Source organism: Prevotella amnii CRIS 21A-A (genome assembly GCF_000177355.1).
GTDB lineage: Bacteria > Bacteroidota > Bacteroidia > Bacteroidales > Bacteroidaceae > Prevotella > Prevotella amnii.
In genome coordinates, this window is the sequence record NZ_ADFQ01000105.1 from 16,864 (window position 1) to 37,420 (window position 20,557).

Annotated in this window: 17 protein-coding genes; all 17 read right to left on the bottom strand. The window is 30.6% G+C overall.

Annotation, left to right across the window (positions count from 1 at the left end; genetic code table 11):
- Positions 1-105: 105 nt before the first annotated feature.
- A complete protein-coding gene (locus tag HMPREF9018_RS09545; protein WP_008451147.1) occupies positions 106-1,182 on the bottom strand; it encodes a nucleotidyltransferase domain-containing protein in 1,077 nt (358 codons plus the stop codon).
- Between the two features lie 58 nt (positions 1,183-1,240).
- Entirely contained in the window at positions 1,241-2,242 is a 1,002-nt protein-coding gene (locus HMPREF9018_RS09550; protein WP_008451065.1) for an ATP-grasp domain-containing protein, read from the bottom strand.
- Positions 2,243-2,246: 4 nt separating this feature from the next.
- On the bottom strand, positions 2,247-3,449 hold the full coding sequence (locus HMPREF9018_RS09555; protein WP_008450995.1) for a type III PLP-dependent enzyme domain-containing protein: 1,203 nt from the start codon (positions 3,447-3,449) through the stop codon (positions 2,247-2,249).
- A complete protein-coding gene (locus HMPREF9018_RS09560; protein ID WP_008451023.1) occupies positions 3,436-4,044 on the bottom strand; it encodes a sugar transferase in 609 nt (202 codons plus the stop codon). Before HMPREF9018_RS09560 ends, HMPREF9018_RS09555 begins: the two co-directional genes overlap by 14 nt.
- 21 nt (positions 4,045-4,065) lie before the next feature.
- A complete protein-coding gene (locus HMPREF9018_RS09565) occupies positions 4,066-5,199 on the bottom strand; it encodes a glycosyltransferase family 4 protein (RefSeq protein WP_008451048.1) in 1,134 nt (377 codons plus the stop codon).
- An 8-nt stretch (positions 5,200-5,207) separates the two neighbouring features.
- Positions 5,208-6,284: a glycosyltransferase gene (locus tag HMPREF9018_RS09570; RefSeq protein ID WP_008451043.1), complete on the bottom strand. Its 1,077-nt coding sequence runs from the start codon at positions 6,282-6,284 to the stop codon at positions 5,208-5,210.
- A 33-nt stretch (positions 6,285-6,317) separates the two neighbouring features.
- Positions 6,318-7,343 (bottom strand): glycosyltransferase, encoded by a 1,026-nt coding sequence (locus HMPREF9018_RS09575; RefSeq protein WP_008450992.1) that lies wholly within the window; start codon positions 7,341-7,343, stop codon positions 6,318-6,320.
- Positions 7,344-7,357: 14 nt separating this feature from the next.
- On the bottom strand, positions 7,358-8,338 hold the full coding sequence (locus HMPREF9018_RS09580; protein WP_008451019.1) for a glycosyltransferase: 981 nt from the start codon (positions 8,336-8,338) through the stop codon (positions 7,358-7,360).
- 3 nt (positions 8,339-8,341) lie between these two features.
- Positions 8,342-9,223 (bottom strand): glycosyltransferase family A protein, encoded by an 882-nt coding sequence (locus HMPREF9018_RS09585; RefSeq protein WP_008450994.1) that lies wholly within the window; start codon positions 9,221-9,223, stop codon positions 8,342-8,344.
- 11 nt (positions 9,224-9,234) lie between these two features.
- A complete protein-coding gene (locus tag HMPREF9018_RS09590; protein WP_008451149.1) occupies positions 9,235-10,299 on the bottom strand; it encodes an acyltransferase family protein in 1,065 nt (354 codons plus the stop codon).
- A gap of 5 nt (positions 10,300-10,304) precedes the next feature.
- A complete protein-coding gene (locus tag HMPREF9018_RS09595) occupies positions 10,305-11,465 on the bottom strand; it encodes an EpsG family protein (protein WP_008451007.1) in 1,161 nt (386 codons plus the stop codon).
- Positions 11,466-11,471: 6 nt separating this feature from the next.
- Complete coding sequence (locus HMPREF9018_RS09600) at positions 11,472-12,662, bottom strand: glycosyltransferase (RefSeq protein WP_008451009.1); 1,191 nt, start codon at positions 12,660-12,662, stop codon at positions 11,472-11,474.
- Positions 12,663-12,788: 126 nt separating this feature from the next.
- Positions 12,789-13,916: a UDP-galactopyranose mutase gene (gene glf, locus HMPREF9018_RS09605; RefSeq protein WP_036855375.1), complete on the bottom strand. Its 1,128-nt coding sequence runs from the start codon at positions 13,914-13,916 to the stop codon at positions 12,789-12,791.
- A gap of 363 nt (positions 13,917-14,279) precedes the next feature.
- Positions 14,280-15,530, bottom strand: coding sequence for an ABC transporter permease (locus HMPREF9018_RS09610; RefSeq protein WP_008451037.1), 1,251 nt, complete (start codon positions 15,528-15,530; stop codon positions 14,280-14,282).
- Between the two features lie 104 nt (positions 15,531-15,634).
- On the bottom strand, positions 15,635-16,831 hold the full coding sequence (locus HMPREF9018_RS09615) for a pyridoxal phosphate-dependent aminotransferase (RefSeq protein ID WP_008451016.1): 1,197 nt from the start codon (positions 16,829-16,831) through the stop codon (positions 15,635-15,637).
- A 785-nt stretch (positions 16,832-17,616) separates the two neighbouring features.
- Entirely contained in the window at positions 17,617-18,027 is a 411-nt protein-coding gene (locus HMPREF9018_RS09620) for a BT0820 family HAD-type phosphatase (RefSeq protein ID WP_008451041.1), read from the bottom strand.
- Positions 18,028-18,032: 5 nt separating this feature from the next.
- Complete coding sequence (locus HMPREF9018_RS09625) at positions 18,033-20,531, bottom strand: GumC family protein (protein ID WP_008451114.1); 2,499 nt, start codon at positions 20,529-20,531, stop codon at positions 18,033-18,035.
- Positions 20,532-20,557 lie beyond the last annotated feature (26 nt).

Below are 20,557 nucleotides of genomic sequence, written 5' to 3' on the forward strand. Positions count from 1 at the left end.
TTATTTTTCAACTAAAAATAAATTATTTTTCTTCACCAGATTTGTTTTTTCCCTTACTAAAAAAGTCTCTTTTACTCTTTATATAATAAACGGTGTTTTATGTTTTTATATATGTTTTATACCTAATCTTATTTTTTCAGGAAGTCCATACATAATAGATGCCTTAATTTCCTTTGCTGATAGTTTCCAAAATAGCCTGTAATGATTTATCTTTCTAAAAAAAGCTCTTATAAAATAAAGACCTCCTGAGCGAAAACCTTCAGGAACATTATCTTTACCAAAGTTGCCTCCAGCAAGTACTATCTTTAATATTCTTTCTACATACTTGCGTTCTTTCTTTTCTAATTCTATAGGAAACATTTCTTTAGGCAAATTAAATTTATCTACAAGTATCCACCCAATAGCAATGAAAGCTTTTCGAAAGCCTAACTCTGTGAGATGCTTATCAAGTAAAGTTTTGTTTATATCTTTATGGTAATGCTGAAGAAGACAAATCAAATCGCAAAAATGACGAAATCCCACTCCTAACTCTACCAAGTGATGATACATATGTAAAAACGTGTAAAGCAGATTTAACGTTGGTGCTAAAGTAGGTATGTCTGTATTACATATTTTCACCATTACAGGCTTATTTGTAGCAAGAATATTATCCCAATACTGCTGATTAGCAGAAGAAAAGAAATGCATCATGTTATAATGTAACTCAAACAACACATTATTATGTGTAAAACTATAGTGTTGCTTAGAGTCTTCAGCGTCAAGTTTTACCCCCCACTCTGCCTTTATCAATGTCTTTGCTCTATCAAAATGCTTTTTATCTACATAAAAATCTATATCACCAGGCAAGCGTTCTTGTCTATGAGGATATAATGTAGATATTGTTTGCCCTTTAAAAATAAGATGTGGTATAGCATTATCTGATAACAACTTACTTATAGCAGTTAGCTCTTTCGATACTTTTTCGTTTAACAACCTAATACGTTCAGATAATGTAAATACCTTAAAAGCATCTATTCTATCAAGTAATACCTTTTCTCTTATTAATACTCCTGCTACCATTCCGTCTACGGTCTGCTTACGAGCTAAAGACATTAAAGAAACATACTCCGTATGCGATAATGACTTAAAGGGTAAAGAGCTATAACCAAAACTCTTCTGCAAAAGTAGATATAACAAATTCATATCAGATTTATTATAATATAATGAGAAAAAGATAAAATATTAAAAGTAAATATTAATCTTAAAGCAAGGGGAAGTTTTCTGACAACAATTCTGATTTCTTTTTTATAACAACATCGTCATACATCATCATTATAATGTCCTCTTCATAGTTTCCTATAATACTTTTATTCTTCTTTCCATGAATATTATTAAGTATTAGCTGCACGAAGTCTACTCCTGCACCATAAGCATGCAAATAAGCTCCACCAAAGCGAGGATTAATCTCACTCAGATAATACTCACCATTTTTATAAAAGAAGTCCATATCACAAGGGCCATTTAGCTCTAAAACAGAACATACTTCTCGTACAAAATCAAACAATTTATGATCTTTAAAAGATATTGTTTTACTTGCTCCTCCTATCCTACTTTCTATTTTCTTTTTAGAAAAAATAGCAACAGGCTCATGAGAAATACAGTCTACATAAACATCTGCATCACAGTCGCCACCTGTCATTAATTCCTGAATAATATAAGTAAACTTGCCATCATAAAACTTTTCTTCTGCCTCTTCCCAATTATTAACTTTTCCTATCCCAGCACTGCCACTACCAGAAATAGGCTTCATAAAGACAGGGAATCTTATTTCACCTTTTTCTAAACCCTCTTTAAAACTTTCAAGAGAATTGTATGTTAACACTGTACGTACTCCTTTAGTATATAAGTACTTAAACATTTCATATTTATCAAAACATAAATGAGCTGTCCAATCTGCCGGGCAAAGAGGAATAATATCTTTTTGTAAAAACTCGTTACGATGTTTTGATAACAATTCTATTTCTGGATCTATAAGTGTAGTAATGGCATTAACACTTTCCTTGTTACAAATATCAAAAACTTTACTTATATACTCTGGTGCATCAATACGTGGCATAAGATAGCTCCTATCAGCCATAAACAATGCAGGCGCAACTGGTGAAAGGTCGGTGGCAATAATTTTCCCACTTTCCTTCATAGACTTACGAAAGTTTTGCAATAATTTTACGCGACGTCCACAACTACAAAATAATATATTATCCATATACTTAATATTTTGATTTCATTATAAAATCTTTTTCTGTCCATTCTTCTCTTACTACACAATATTCATCTCCCCTCTTTACATATATAACAGGAAAGTAATGAATAAAAAGTGGTGTAAGACACAATGTATAAGCTCCCACTCTGTTAAAAACTATTTTATCCCCGAGACATAGTGTTGTTTCCCCTTTCTCTAATACAAATAATCTATCGTTTTCAAGACATGTTAGTCCTCCAACAAGCTGCTTATGCTGACATTTTTCTGAGCTTTTCTTATATATAAATGATTTGAAATAATCTGTTTTATGAAATAAAGGGTCTACATCATTTCTTGTCCCATCAGTGGTAACAACATTTTTATCATTATGGTGTTTTACATCTATTACAGTACAAACATAGTCAAATGCTGATGCTACAATAGCATTACCTGGCTCTACTATAATCTTATAATTGTTATTGCTATGCTTTAACACATCATAAAAAGCATCTACATAGTCTGCATAAGTAGGCTTACCTGGCATTTCACCAAAATATCCTCCTCCTAAGTCTATATATTCTATATTTAGATTATATTTATTAATAACAGATAAGGCATAAGTTAAAGTGTTTTTATAAAAATCTACACTACGAGTCTTAGAAGTACGGTGTATATGCAAACCCACTAAGCGAACATTACTATATTCAGATATTTGTTGTATAGCATTCTTAAAATCTGCAGAATCTGCAGAAAAGCCAAATCTACTATCATCTTCTTTATGATTTTCATCTAATGGAGATATTTTCGATATGTCTATATTTAGTCTTATACCAACCTTATAAATCTCATTACAAGATAATTCCCTTAACCATTCTATTTCTCTGAAAGATTCTATGTTTACAATACCTTTATGCTTTAACACATCAAGAAAAGTATCTTTAGATTTCATCGGACCATTATATATAATATGGTTTTTAGGAAATCCACAAGTTAATGCTAATCGATATTCATGATAAGAAACTACTTCTGCATAACACCCATTATCTTTAGCTATTTTAAGACAATAAGGTAAGGAATTGGTTTTTACAGAGTAACCTATAATACTATTTGGAAATTTAGTATCTAAAGCTGTTTTAAAACCATAAATACTTTTTTTAAGTTCTTCTTCTTTTAAAATGAAACAAGGTGTAGATAAATTGCTTATAGTCATCATTTTTTCAATTACTTCCATTAAATTCTTCCATTGTAACAAGACCTTCCTGCGATATGCCATCACGCTTGAGTACCGACTTTATAGTAAACCAAATAACTTTTAAATCTGTTATCAACGAAACATGATCAACATACCATACATCATATTCAAACTTTTTTTTCCAAGTTATTCCATTACGACCATGACATTGAGCCCAACCCGTGATACCAGGTCTAACTTCATGCCTACGCATCTGCTCTTCAGAATATAATGGTAGGTATTCTACTAATAATGGGCGTGGTCCTATTAAAGACATATCACCCTTTAAAACATTTATAAGCTGTGGCAACTCATCTATAGATGTTGAACGTACAAACTTTCCTACTTTAGTTATACGATGTTCATCAGATAATAATTTTCCAGACTCATCACATTCATCGGTCATTGTCTTATACTTAATTATTCTAAAAATTTTCTTGTTTTTACCTGGACGTTCTTGATAAAAGAACACTCCAGTGCCTTTATTTGTAAAATAAAGCCAAACGGTTACTACTAACAATAAAGGGCTAACACATACCAAGACTATAAAAGAGATGACTATATCTAAAAGACGTTTTAAAAAATATTGATACATCTTGCTAAAAATCTTTTTATTTTATAAAAGCTCTTTATACATTGCTAATAAAGCATTCCATAAATCTCGGCGTTCATATCTATTACAGATTTTCTCACGAGCGCAAGCAGCAAGCTGCTCCACCTTATTTTTATTTTGTATAAAGAGGTTCATAGCTTTAAGTAATGCAATAGCACTCTTTGATGGTATTATGAGTCCATTCACTCCATCTTCTATTATTTCATTACTACCATTAATATCTGTTACTATTGAAGGTAGCCCCATTGCTCCAGCTTCCATTACTACATTAGGAAATCCTTCACGATAACTTGGAAACACTAAAGCATCTGAAGCAAGAAGATAAGGACGCACATCTTTCTGAGAACCTACATATAATATGTCTTTATTTTCATTAAAAAAAGTCTCGTATTCTTTATAAATAGTGCCTTTACTCAACTCAAAAGAACCTACTATAATAAGTTTACATTTACCTCTTAACTCTTTCATACAAGCAATAAGCTCATTAATGCCTTTATCCCTTACTATCCGTCCTATGAATATAAATGTAAAATCATTGGGGGATAAACAAAGTTTTTGCCTCATTTCCTTACGGCTAATTCCTACTGCTTCATCAGAAAAATAACTCGTATCAATGCCATTAATATTACCATTTAATATTACTTTCAGAGGCTTACTCGTTATCTTATCTTTCTGTAAAGTATTTAAAACTCCTCGTCCCTCAGGAATAACCTTTGTTGCAAAATAACAAGTAATACGCTCCATCATCATTAACAAAACACGAAATATACCACTTGCACCCTCATAACGTAATCCTGTTACAAGATAAATACGATGCTTTACACCAGCAACTTTCCCGGCTATCATTGCCAATAAACTTCCTTTTGGAGTATTTGCATGTACAATGTCAGGCTTCTCCCTCTTAAAAATACAATATAACTTCCATAAACATTTAATATCGGATAATAATGAAATCTCACGGCACATAGGCACTTCTATAGTTCTTATACCCTCACGCTTACCTATCTCTTCTAACAGTCCAGTATTGTTAGATACGCCTATAACATTAAACTCTTTATTTAAAAATTTTAATTGTCCCTTTCCAAATGAATCAAGACTTATATCAGAGGTCATTATACGTATTATCTTCTTTTTCATATTCTTATTTATTGCAATAACAAGTTATTATAAACCTCTAAATACCCATTAACAGTGGTATCTATATCAAATAGTTGTGCCCTTTTATAACAGGCTTCTGCTACTTGCTGATAATAAAGACTATCTTCCATAAGTTTTAATATTTCTTCTGCCAATTTTCTGTCATTCTGATAAGGAAAGAGAATACCAGCCCCTATAGTAGTTTGATGTAATCCCTTAACATCACTCGCTATAAAAGGCTTATTCACAGACATTCCCTCTATACTTGCCAAAGATAAGCCCTCATAACGAGAAGACATAACTATAACATCTGAAGCCTGCAACAGTTCTGGTACATCGCTACGCACGCCAAAAAGCCTTACTCGCTCTCTTAAAGACAACTTGCTTATAAGATTATCTATTTCGTTTCTACGCACACCATCACCTAACAACCATACCTTATAGTTAGTTGGCAGATATTGCAAAGCTTTTATTAAAGTATCTTGATCCTTACCCACTCGAAAACCTGCAACCATTGATATGATAACATCTCCTTCCTTTTTATACTCTTTATTAGGTCTTGCAGAATGAAACTTTTCTATGTTTACACCATTTGGTATAGTTATAACCTTACTATCATACCCTATATAATCTATTAACAACTTTGTTGCTATTTCTGATATTGATATTATTTTTTCATACCTACTATACATCCACTTATCAAATGGCTTTAACCACCACTTAGAACGTCTACGGTTTTCTGTGCTATGCTCGGTTGTTACTAACTTACATTTACATGGTATTATCATCTTAGCTAATGCTACAAACAGCTGACAAGCAGTGTTATGTGTATGAATAATATCATATTTTTTCAGAAAAGGAAATATCTTAAATATAAATCCTACTCTATACACACTACCTTTTCTTGCTAAAGAATAGACATTAATACTATTTTTGCGTAGCTTTTCATAAAAAGGAGTTTCGCCTCCAATGAAAGTAAGAACATCTACTTCAACGCCTTTCTTTTTAAGTAAAGGAACCATCTCTGATATAAGATTCTCAGCCCCTCCTGTTTCTAATGATGTTATCACATGAAGTATTCTCATATTTCCTCTATTATATTTAACTTAATAAGTTTTTTAAAGTTTTTTCCTAATAATAGGCATTATATAAGGCACTATAATATTATTAAATATAAAAGAAGAAAGTTTATATGAAAAATATTTTTTCAAAGAAATATTCATTATATAAGTTATGATTTTTCCTTTAATTGTATTTGAACTCTCTTTAAAAGGATAAAAACCTATTTTTTTACATTTTACTAAGACTTTTTCATATGTTTCAGGAGAATAGTTAGCAGAAAAGATTCTACTTAATCCAAACATCTTTTTAGAATTTAGCGATCTTAAACATTTATCGTAAACAACTTTGTTTTCTAATGTTATACTATACTTTGCCATTGTTAAAAGTATATCTTTATATGAGGAAAGATAATCCTCTACACATTGTCTCGCATGCTTTATAGAACGTTTTGTTGTAGCACTATTTTTATGTATCACATAACGGTAAAAATTAGCTCTAGTTGAAGCTAATCTTGGATTTGCTATATACACCTGCGAAGAGAATAACTGATCTTCACCAACAATTAATTTTTTAAATCTAATACTGTGCTCATCTAAAAACTCTTTTCTATATAAACATAACCAACAAAAAGATGGTAACCCTTGCTTAACTATATATTCATGTCCTGTTCCCTCAAAGTCTATACTATTATCAATAGGCTTCTTTTCCCAGTTATCATAGCTACTATAAAAATGCAACACGTCAAAATTACCACGGTTACTAAAAGTATCTAATACTATCTTATACCCATTATCTAATAAATAATCATCTGCATCAAGAAAGGCTATATATTTACCTTTAGCTATTTCTATGCCTTTATTTCTTGCAACAGCTACTCCTTCATTCTTTTTATCTATTAAACAGATGTTATTATGCCTACGTACGTATTCTTTACAAATATCTAAAGAATTATCAGTAGAACCATCATTTATAAGTATAATTTCAAAAGATTCTTCTTTTAGTCCTTGTCTAAAAACAGAGTTAAGACATAAAGGAAGATATTCTGCCACATTATATATTGGTATTATAATACTAAGAATCATTTATAATATTTTTTTTATATTATAAAATTAGGTACCGCTTGGTATTCTTTAGAGTCTGCATATTTTTTAGCATCTTTATATCCTCTAACATGAGCTTTAATATACTTAACGTCTAATTTTAAAATAGAGAAAGCTAAACGTACTATTCCTCCGAGTAAAAACCTAAATCTATAAGCACGTTTACAGCAAGAACGTTCTTCTTCACTTATACCATTTACTCCATAGCAACAACGATACCAAATTAGATATTGAGCCATTGCTCTATAATAAAGTTTTTCATAAGTTTTTTGACTAGCCTTATTTGTAGAAGCATCAAGGTGAATTATACCAGCATCGTACTGCATCATCAATTTATATCCATTGCGAAATATTTTATAAAACATAATTTGATCTTCACCTAAAGAACCTGCAGGAAATGTATCTACCCAATACTCATCTTTATAATGAATATCTTTAAAAACTTTCGTCTTAATAAAAACTGCTGGACCCGCAGCACTCTGCGTAAGATATACTCCACCCTTACGAGGATTATTGTTATAAGAAAATGTTCCATTTGGTTCTATTTTTATAGCCCAATTATCGTTACTTCTCCAACGGACATCATTAGCTAATCTTGCTTTTATCTTTTCTTTAAGCGACATTTCATGATTAGGAAACGTATCAGGAGCTACTGCATCAGCTTTATTTTCTTTTAAAATAGCATACATTTTCTCAACAGCATCTTTAGGGAAATACACATCATCGTCCAAAATAAGAATAAAATCCTCTTCTACTATATCTGCAGAAGCTCCACGCTGATGTACTAAACCTTTGGGTACTGATATATATTCTTCATATCCTACCTGAAATTCCGGACGTTGAAAACCTTCTGCAATGCATACATAAATATGTTTTGGCTTTATTGTTTGTGCATGTAAAGACTCTAACTCTTTTTTAAACTTATCCCCCCCCTTACCAAGAGTACGAATAGAAACACTATACTCAAACTTATTCATATCTTACAAATTATATTCTTTCTTCCAATATTTATATAATAACATTCCTGGTAAAAAAGCTATGATTACCAAAAAAGGATAAGGACATTTTATTATTTGTTGTATAGTTCTTCGTCCAAACTTACTATATACAATATATAACAATGCTTGTTTATAACGTATCTTAAATGAAAAGTCCTTTGACATTGTTTCTAATGAGCCATAAATCATTCCATTTGGACATTTAAAACGTAAAGCCCTTCCTGTATCTGATAATCCTCCTGCAAGATATTCAGTAATATAAATAATTTTATTTCTAAATAGCATATCTTTATTTCTTGAAACTTTTATCCATAACACTGACTCGCTTATAAAATGTTCACCATCAAATTCAGGAAAACAATATTTCTTTAAACTTTTAGTAACCCACACTTCAGCCTTATCTCCACTAATAGATTTATTATAGCGCAAATGTATAAAATTATCTATAATATTATCTGAAGGGTATTTATCTCCTATAACATTTCCTTTTTTATCACCTCTCAAATAACCTATTCCACAAATATTTTTATTACAATGATTATTCCAATCAGATAATATAGTTTCTATTGCATCATGTGTTAGCAAATCATCGCTATCCACTATAAAGAATAATTCTGTATTAACAACTCTAATCGCAATATTTAAAGCAGTATGTTTTCCACCATTTTCTTTTTTTAAATAAGTTATATTAAGTTTCTTATCTTTTATAAAATCTTGTATTACCTCTTTAGTATTATCAACTGATCCATCATCTATTATTAACCAATCAAAATATTCTACACTCTGATTAAGAAGGGATTTATATAAATAATTTAATTCTTTTGCTCTATTATAAGTTGGTGTTACTACTGTTATCTTATTCATTACCTCTTCTTTTATCTGTTACCTACTAAGATTGCTGTAAACTTAGGCATTATTAACTTCAGTAAAAAATATATTCCTACACATGAAAAAGATACCATAAAAGGTATTATTAGAATAGAAATAAATGCACCTAAAGTATTAATTGGCAAAATTTTTATCCATAACTTAGCTGGAATATATATTATAAACATATGAAAAACGAAAACAAAAAAAGAACTCTCTGAGAATAATTTAAACTTTCCAAAATTATATCTCTCTACTAAATAAGATACACTTATTAAACACCATATTCCGCCGATTAATCTCATAAGACTAACTATAGTTAAATTTTCTTTATTATATTTCCACATAAAGAAATCTATTGATACAAGCAATAAGGTTAAAATAGAGATTAGTATGTAATGCTTTCTTAATTTAATAATAGGATCTATTTTATTGATACTAAACCAGGCACCTAAAATAAATGGATATAAAGCCCTTAACCCAATACCTTCTATGTATTGACAATAACCAGATAAATAGAAAAGTGTAAAAAATAACATTACTACTTTATTTAACTTACAAGATAATAAAAAATAAATAATGGGGCATATAATAGTTATAATTATTAAGTCTCTTAAAAACCATAAGGGTATTAATCCTTGACTCATTTCCCAAAAACAATTACATATTTCCCAAAAAGACATGTTTAAAAAACTTTTTTTATATGAAAGTAATGAAGGAGCTAAAGCATTTACTGCTGCAACAAATAGCATAAATATAATATTCCATATAAAAAAAGGAATGACTAAAGAATAAAACCTTTTATGACATTTATGAAAATATTTTTTCCATTCAAATTTCTCTAATCCTATAAAAAACAGAAAACCTGATATAAAAAAAAATAGATGCACTGAAAAATTAGCTAACTCATTTTGGTAAATCTGTATAAAATAGTCTAAATAAGTATAAGTACCTGTTTGGATATATACAATACCATTTATAGGTCTATCTATGATATAAGTGTGTAATAAGACAACTGCTATTATCATAGGAAAACGAATAGCTGAAATTGTCTTAGATGTTAATACTGACATAATTACTAAAACTTAAAAATCGGTCGGTAAAACTTATTCTTGTCATACTTCTGATCATATTCAAATCTATAGAAAATATTGTCACCATCTCTGTGCCCATTAGTAAGAAAAGTTTTATAAGGATAAAGATAAATGCCCCAATATAATATAAATCTTAAATAAAGTATAAAGCTAATTAGTACTAAAAATTTGCGATAATAGCTTATTTTATCCTTGAAGTTACCTATCTTTACCAATGTAACTATAACTCCAATCATATAATACCAACCTAATCGCCCTCCTGAAGAAGATTTAATAAACAACATCAGAACAGCACAGAAAACAATTGCTGCATTTGTAAATATTAAGCTTTGCTTATCTTTAGTGACCTTATCATAATTTTTAAGAATAAAGAAAAGAAAGAAAACTGCTTCTATTATGTATTCTATCCTAATCCCTGATCTGTCTAATTCCTCTGCATAATATGCAGTTCTTTCTTCTGAACCTGTTAAAGCACCAAAATGAGTATATAATTGAGCAGGAAGAGGAGATATACCAATAAGAAGCAATATTGTCATTACGATAGCTATAGTGCTAGGATTAAATTTTCGTATAGGGAAAAAATAAAATGGAAGAAATATAACCGCCGAATTATGAAAACTTATAGCTAAAGATGTGAAAAGAATAAACTTCCAAAAATTTCGTTTCACAGCATATCGCATTGCATACCAAGATATAGAAACTGCTATAACTTCACGCAGATAAGTAAATGTGAAGCAAAACATCAGTCCAAGGAAGAGAATCATTCCCAACGGATAATTCTCTAAATACTCACTAAATGATTTATAAATTAAGCCATATATAATAAAAGTTACTAACAATATGAAAATATATCGATTAGCTGTTATATGAGAAATTAATATATTAAGAAGAACATATCCATACTCTTTATAATACCCGGAAATAGACGCATCTATATAAGGAATAGCCGCATCTGTAGCATCTGAGGTGTCATCAAAAAGTTCTGCATATATATATCTGTCATATCCACCAAGCATATCTCCAAATCCCACAAACAATGCTAAACCCAACAAGCAAAACATAAGTTTTTTTCGTGATAAAGCCTCCTTTTCTCCTAATGACAACCATAAAAGGACTATAACAAATATAACTATATAAATAAACATATTCTATTATTTAAACTTATTAAATAAGAGTGTAGCTGCTTGTCTTCTGCTATGATGCGACAGAACATTTTCTCTACCAGCCTTTGCTATTTGCTCATATAATTCTCTTTTTAAAGGAATATCCTTTAATATTTCGATAACATCTTCTGCTTTAGCATATTCTAAACAAGACTTTCCGTTGTCTACTAAAATGTTTTCCATAGCATAAGGTGTACCTAATACAAGCAATCCTGAAGAGAGTGCATCTAAAACCTTTCCTTTTGTTCCTGTTCCTATAGAAATAGGAGTGATCTGAATATCATGTTTAGAAACCTCTTCTATATAATCTTTAGCAAAAACTACCTTATTAGTTATAAAGCCACTTAGGGCTAAATGTTTCACATGTTCTTCCCAGCCTCTACCAAGAAATGTTATAGTATAGTAACTTGACAACTCCTTATGCTTTAAAAGTTGGCTTACCAGCTCATCAGAAGCCTGCTTCATATATATATTATATTGTCCAGCTATAACAATACTCAATTTTTCTTTTTTTAAACAAATACTTTTTTTACTGTATAACTCGTAGTGAGGGTGATAGAAAAAGGAAGCTCTTATTTTAGTATTGTTATTTATTAAGGTTTTCAAATCTTCTTTTCCCACAAGCATATACTGAATATTATCACTATTATCATACGCTTTTTCTAAACGAATATACTTCCTATACATTATAGCCTCTCTCCAAAATAAATGAATGGAATGGATAACAAACCGTTGCTTCAGCATTCTATAAAAAAACAACGATTCACAATCTGGCAAAACATGTACTCGCTTATACTTCTTAAATTGCTTTGCTACTCTTGACAGCTCTTGCCCATATATCCAAATACCATCATAATTAGCTTTATCTATAGACATAAAAACATCTTTTGGTATCTTCAGATAATAGTATATTGGCATTGCAAGAAGTAATCTTATAATAAGCAAATTATATTTTAAAACATAAAATAGCCACTTTGGTTGTGATAGTATATGAATCCTAACACCTAACGTTTTTTCTACTTCAGCTATCTTGCTTTCACTGATATCATTATAATTGAAAGTATAAATATCTATATCAATATCTTCCTTTCGCTCTATCATCATGTGATAAGGTAGAGCAGAAGCCCCTCTAACATTCTCTGCAGTAGGTGTTAAACTTGTTAATAGCGCTATTTTCATTTACTATAATTATTTTATAAAATGCAGTATATACTACAATGAAGATTAAACAATGATATTTAGAAAATTATTATTTGCAAATAAATTCTCTATAAAGCATTACATCTTTTTTAGTAACATAACACCTCAGTCAAACATTTCTAATACCTGCTCTACTATAGGAGCCATATCATAATATTTATATTGAGCTAATCTTCCGCCAAATATAATTTTATCTTCCTTGTCAGATAGCTGCTTATACTGCTTATATAAAGCTATGTTTTTATCATCATTTACTGGATAATAAGGCTCCATGCCAGGCTTCCACTCTGTAGAATATTCTTTTGAAATTACGGTCTTAGGGCATTTATACACATCACTACCGAAAAGCTCAAAGTGCTTATGCTCTATGATGCGTGTGTATGGGACTTCTTTTTCAGTATAATTTACTACAGCATTGCCTTGCCAATTAGGCGTATTAAGAGTTTCCTGCTCAAAACTTACCGTACGATACTCCAAATATCCATATTTGTAATTATAAAACTCATCTATCTTTCCTGTAAAAACTATCTTTTCTGCAATATTTTCCCATAAGGTACGATCAGTAAAAAAATTAGTTTCTATACGTGTTTCTATACCTGCAAGCAAACCTTGTATTAACCTGTTATACCCTCCCTTAGGAACACCTTGATAGCTATCATTAAAATAATTATTATCAAAAACAAAACGAAGTGGAAGTCGTTTGATAATAAAAGCAGGAAGCTCTGTACATTTACGACCCCACTGCTTTTCTGTGTAGCCCTTTATAAGTTTCTCGTAAATATCTCTACCTACTAATAAAAGAGCTTGCTCCTCTAAATTGCGAGGCTCCTGTATTCCTGCTATTTTCATTGCAGCAACAACCTCAGCTCTCTGTTCTTCTATCTTCTTCCAAGCCGCAGTAGGTGTTAATACTCCCCACATCTGGTAAAACGTATTCATATTAAAAGGCAAGTTATATAGCTTACCTTTATAATTTGCAACAGGAGAGTTAGTATAACGATTAAACTCCGTTATACTGTTAACAAAGTCCCATACTCGCTTATTATTTGTGTGAAATATATGTGCACCATATTTATGAACACTTATACCTTCTACCTCTTCACAATAAAGATTCCCTCCTACATGTGCACGCTTATCTATTACCAAGCATTTCTTACCTATTTTTGTGGCAAGATATGCAAAAGTAGAACCAAACAAGCCAGAGCCTACAATGAGATAATCGTATTTTTTCATATTTATACTAAACACAAGCAATGCAAAACAAAACATTATAAAAGAGACATTATTCTCTCTCCCTACAATCAAGCACATTGTGCTGATTATTGGTTATAAAAAAAGAGTGAACCTTATCTCCGCTTAAGAACATAAAACAAGAATAAATAATAGAATGTTAATGATGTTTTTTATCCTATTCTTTATATAAAAGCTTATCCTTCTTGAGATATTATATTCGCAGATGCCTTAGTTGCACATTGCCCTAATAATGTACAAAGATAGGAAAAATAATTAATACTCAATGTAAAAATATTGCAAAAACTCTATATCTATATACAATTTATAATGCCGTAGAGTAAAGAAGCAAGTATTTCTCCTATTTTATTCATATTGCATTGATTTGGCTGGATTAATTCTACTTACTAAATAGCTTGGAGCAATTAGCACTAATACACATACTATCATAGTAATAATATTAAGGGCTAAGATAAGAAGAATGTTTATTTCTACTGGAATAATATTCACATAATAGGTTTGTGGGTCAAGTTTTATAAATCCTGTATATCTTTGCAACAATATTATACCTACTCCTATAATATTACCAAAGAGTAAACCTTTTCCGATTACAAATGTAGCAAACCATAGAAATATATGGCGTATTTGCTTATTCCTACACCCAAGAGCCTTCATGGTGCCAATCATTTGTGTACGTTCAAGGATAATAATTAATAATCCTGACACCATTGTTACACCAGCTACTGCTATCATCAGACCTAAAATAATCCATACATTCATATCCATAAGATTAAGCCAAGAGAAAATTTGCGGATACTGACTAATAATATTAGAAGCAGCATAAGTGTTATTGTATTTATCCCTTCTGTCCTTAACAAGATGTGATATTTTATTAGACTCTATATGGAGATTATTAAAATCTTTTATTAGCAATTCTACCCCACCATATTGATCATCTTTCCAACTGTTAAGTTTTTGTGTTGTATAAAGATCTGTAAAACATATTTGTGAATCAAATTGCTTCATATTTGTGGCGTAAATGCCTGCTATTTTAAAATAACGCATACGCACCCCTTGTCGATTTAAGAAATATGCAAAAGCTTTATCCCCCACATGAAGGTTTAGCTTTTGAGCTATTGTTTCTGATATAACTATCTTGTTTTGGCTTTTTTTATCAGAAAAATTAGGAATATTACCCTCTCTAAGGTTTTCATGTATAAAAGAAAGATCATATTCAGGACCAATACCTTTAAGCATAATACCTAAAAAATCGGAATTTGTTTTTAATACCCCTTCAGTATAAGCATATCTCTCTACTTTTTTTACACCATCTACCTGTGTGAGTCTTCTTGTTAAATCTTTATTAATAGCTATAGGATACTGTTCTGCTCCATCTATATTTAAAATATTTGTTACAATAATATGACTGCCAAAGCCAACAACTTTATCTCTGATAGAATTTTTAAACCCTAATACTACACTTACAGAGATAATCATTACAGACAAACCTATAGTTACTCCGAGTGTGGCTATTCTTATCGCAGGCTTAGAAACTTTATTATTTAGACCTCTACCTCCGGTATAAATTTTTCGTGCAACGTAAAGAGAAAAGTTCATTTATATTATAATTTTATGACATAAAATATAATCTAAAACATATTCAGCCTATATAATTTTGCTTTTATAAGCATTCATCTGTTTAGAAATATTATTACTATCTATCATATTCTACCAGGATATTGTTCTAAAGCTTTCTCAAGGATAGTTAGAGAGCGTTGTAATTTTTCGCGCTTCAGAACATAAGCTATTCTAACCTGATTAATACCAGCATTATGTGTAGAATAGAAGCCACTGGCAGGTGCCATCATAACAGTTTCACCATTATAGTTAAACTCCTCTAAACACCAACGGCAGAAATCATCTGCATTTTTTACAGGTAGCTTTGCTATTGTATAGAATGCTCCCATAGGCATAGGCGAATATACTCCCGGTATTTTATTTAATCCTGCTATTAGACAATTTCTTCTATCTACATATTCTTTATAAATTTCACGATAATATTCTTCTGGTGCATTAAGGCTTGCTTCTGCAATAATTTGTCCTATTAAGGGTGGAGAAAGGCGAGCCTGACAAAATTTCATAACCGTTTTCCTCACTTCTTCATTTTTTGTTATAAGAGCCCCTATACGAATACCACACTCGCTGTATCTTTTAGAAACAGAATCTATAAGAATAGTATTGTTATCTATCCCTTCTAAGTTCATAGCAGAGAAATAAGGCTCATCAGTATAGGTATATTCACGATACACCTCATCAGAGAACAGAAATAGATTATGCTTAGCCACTATATCTCTAATTTGTTTCATTTCCTCCTTAGTATATAGATACCCTGTTGGATTATTAGGATTACAAATCATAATGGCTTTAGTATGTTCGTTTATTATTTCTTCAAATTTTTCTATTGGAGGTAGTGCAAACCCTTTTTCGATAGTAGTAGAAATAGGACGTATTTTCGCTCCAACTTGCATAGCAAAAGACATGTAATTAGCATATGATGGTTCTGGTAGAATAACCTCATCACCTGGATTTAAACATGTCATAAAAGAATACAGCACAGCCTCAGACCCTCCTGTTGTAATAATAATATCATCAGCAGTTAAGTTGATATCATATTTTTTATAGTACTCACATAATTTTTCACGATAAGATAGGCACCCTTGTGAAGGAGAATATTCTAATAATGTACGATTAATATTTTTTAAAGCATCTAATCCACATTTAGGAGTAGGCAAGTCTGGCTGACCTATATTAAGATGATAAACCTTTACACCACGTTGTTGTGCAGCATTAGCAATAGGTGCTAATTTGCGAATAGGTGATTCTGGTATTTTATTACCACGTATAGAAATATTTGGCATAGCCTTAAATTTTAAATTTGTTTTTTAAGTTTATCTTAAAGTAAAAGCAAAGTATTTTTCTTATTACTCTTCTTACCCTGCAAAGATATATAAAAAAAACATTCTAATACTATATTTCCAAATTTAACGTATTTTTTTTTACTATATAATATACACTTAACAGCATTTACCTTTACTCATATCTTTTTCTTATTATCATACTATCTACATTAGTTAGAATTAATATTTCCAATAACTCTTATTCCTTACCATAGTAAAAGTTATAATACAATGATAAATTAATATTATGCTTATCGCTTATTTAAAACTCATAAAATATTAAAATATCAAACGATCATTTCTAATATGAAACCCTGATTTTTTTGAACATTCTATATCTTAGCTTCAATAAAACACTACATTTTATAAAAGAAAAAATTATGTTTTACTTTAAAAAAGATGTCTGCTTATTTTTAAAAATAATTTATTTTTAAATTGTTTTTAATTTATTTTTTCACCAAAAATAGATTATTTTTAAGTGTGTTAGTTGATTTTTACCATAGCTATAAATGCTTTTTTACTATCTTATATGTATACCCTTAATAGTAAAAACCAAACAGTAAAAAACATATATACTACATTAAACTTTTATATGTTAAATATCCCGTTCTTATTTTTATGAGCTAAGTGATATGTGCTTTTAAGTTTTACTTACCTACTATAAATACGAAATAACCCTTATACGTTTAACAACATATAAGGGTTATTTGATAACATGAACCACCTTCTGGTATTAATATTTTAGCTTATATTTGCCACCAATGCTTCTTTTTAGGTGGATTATAATATTTATCTTGACTTGATTGCCACGTTTCGTTATTTTTAATCATATTGTATATAGTGCCCCAGTCTGGTAAGCCTCCAAAGTTTCTATCATCTATAAACATATCTGCTTTTATCTTACGAGAGAAATGATTGTTTTTATGCTTTTCCTCTTCAGGATAATCTTTATTGACTGCATAAAACTCTATTCCTCTATCACGACACCAGTTTACAGCATCTTCTAACAATATTCCTTCTCTAACAGTCCACAAAATAAGGCGATGACCATCATTGATTAGCTCCTTAAGAGTGTCTATAGCAAAAGGTATCTCCTCCCCTATTTTAGGATATTTATGTTCTACTATTGTTCCATCAAAATCTATTGCTATAACCATTTTTGCTATTTCTTTATAGAATTGTCATTCTTATTGCCATAATGGCTATTATTATAACTTCCATATCCACCATACTGCTTATTAGAGTTGTAATAGCCATATTTACCATAACGCCCATATTTACCATATTTGCCATAGCCATATTCATAACCATACTTCTTTTTAGACATATCAATGCCATTAATAACAAGCGACATCTTAGGTAACTTCTTTTCTACAGCAAAGCTATTAACCATGCCAAAAGTAGCTTTAGGAGTATAGTCTGCACGACATAAGTAAACAGTAGCATCAGATACTCGAGCTATTTGTAAAGTATCTGTTACCAACCCTACAGGAGCTGTATCTACAATAATGTAATCATAATTTTCTCTCAATATCTTAAATATATCTTCTAAAGACTGACGTGCCGTAAGCTCTGTAGGGTTAGGAGGTATTGGCCCTGACATTAATAACTCTAAATTAGGATGCACTCCAGAGGGCAATATCTGGTCATAAATACTTTCTAAAGTTTGGTTATTTTTCACCAATAAATTAGTTATACCATGTTTATGATCGCTTATTTTAAACAGCTCTGCCAATCGAGGACGACGAATATCAAGACCAACAAGAATGACCTTCTTTCCCAATAGGGCAAAGCTCATAGCCAAATTAGAAGCTATAAAGGTTTTACCTTCACCCGATGTGGAAGATGTAAATAAAATAACTTTCTCATCTTCCTGCAACATAAACTGCAAATTTGTACGCATTGCACGAAAAATCTCTTCCATCTGATTGTTTTGATTTTCATGCACTACTATATCTGCTTTACCCTTTGCCTTATTACTTGCTATTGCAACATCAGCTAAAATAGGAATACGTGTAAGACGAGTAACGTCTTCATGCCCTTCTATCTTATAGCGTAATAAGCTTATTAAGAACAAAATTAAAGAAGGAATCAATAATCCTATAAGAGCTGCTGTACCTAAAATAACAGAAGACTGTGGACTAACCTGCCCCACAAGCTCAGGATCGTCTATCAACTTTCCTTTATCTGCTGTTGCTGCTAAAGATATATTATTTTCTTCACGCTTCTGTAAAAGCATAAGAAAAAGCCCTGATTTCACTTCTTGTTGTCTACCTATCTGCGTTAAATCTTTTTCTTGTTTAGGAGCTTCTGCCACTTCGCCTGAGAATTTATTATACTGACCAGCAAGAGCATCTCTTTGAATTAAAAAACTTCTTTTAGCTGCACTTATGGCGTCTCTAATGTTTCGGTTTAATACTCTAAGCTGATCGCTCAATGGCTGTATAACAGGTGAATTTTCAGAAGCACTTTTTAATAAACGATTACGCTCTAATACCAATTCATTATAACGATCTATCAACTTTGCAGAACTTTCATCTTGCAATCCTACATTAGAAGGAATAACCTGTGTAAGATTTCGTGAAGACTTTTCTATCTCAGAAGAAATTGTATTAAATAATTCTATCTGCGTTTGAATATCAACTAATTTCTGTTCATATACATTTTGATTTTGAAAAGAATTAGCCGAACTAGCCTCAAGCGCAATCATACCATTTTCTTGTTTATATTTCTGCAACTTTCCCTCTGTCTTGCTAAGCTCAGCATTAATCTTATCTAAACGATCATTAATAAATTGCTCTGTACGTATAGCAATAGTGTTTTTGTCTTCATTAGCCTGCAAATTGTATTCTACGATTAACTGCTTTAGGTAATCTATAGAACGCTGAGGAATAGCATCTGTTATTTGCAACTGCGCTATAGATGATGCTTTTGCATCTTGAGCAACTTGTAAAGATCGTGTGTATCTCGCTGCTGCCATTTTAGGAGAAACTATGGTAACATTTTCAAACTGACCATCATGTAAAGAGCGATTATCATTATACGTAATTGTAATATTACCTGCACGGGTAATAAGGGTTATAGGCAAAGTAGATACTTTTCTATTAATACTAAATGGACCACGATGAGAGAACTCATCTATAGGTTCATAATACGTACCTGTTATATTATAATAATTTCCCTTACGTGCAATATTTAAAGATATAGGTGCATTCAATTTGTCTAAATGAGCAGAATCAATATCTACTGTGATAGGTTCGTTTTTATAGAAACTATATTCTTTTATTCTACCCTCTGTTGTATAAGTTGTATATAATTTTAGATTGCGCACTGCAGCACTAGCAAGTGAACGCGATGTTAAAATTTCCATCTCATTATCTAATCCATTAGAATTAGAAATAGTACCTAAATTACTTGCATATTTTATTGATGAAGATCTATGATTATCAGCATCTTTTACCAACAACTTAGCTGATATCTGATACATAGGAGTAGTGTAGCGTAAAAATATTTTAGCTAACCCTATACAGATAATAAGTGATAAAACAAACCAATACCAATTTAAAATTACTACTCTATAAATAGTCTGAATATTAAACAAACTTTTATCCTCTATAGCATTATAATCTCTTTTATTATCTACTGTATTATTCTCTTCCATGTTTTTTTATTTATTTCAATGCTTTT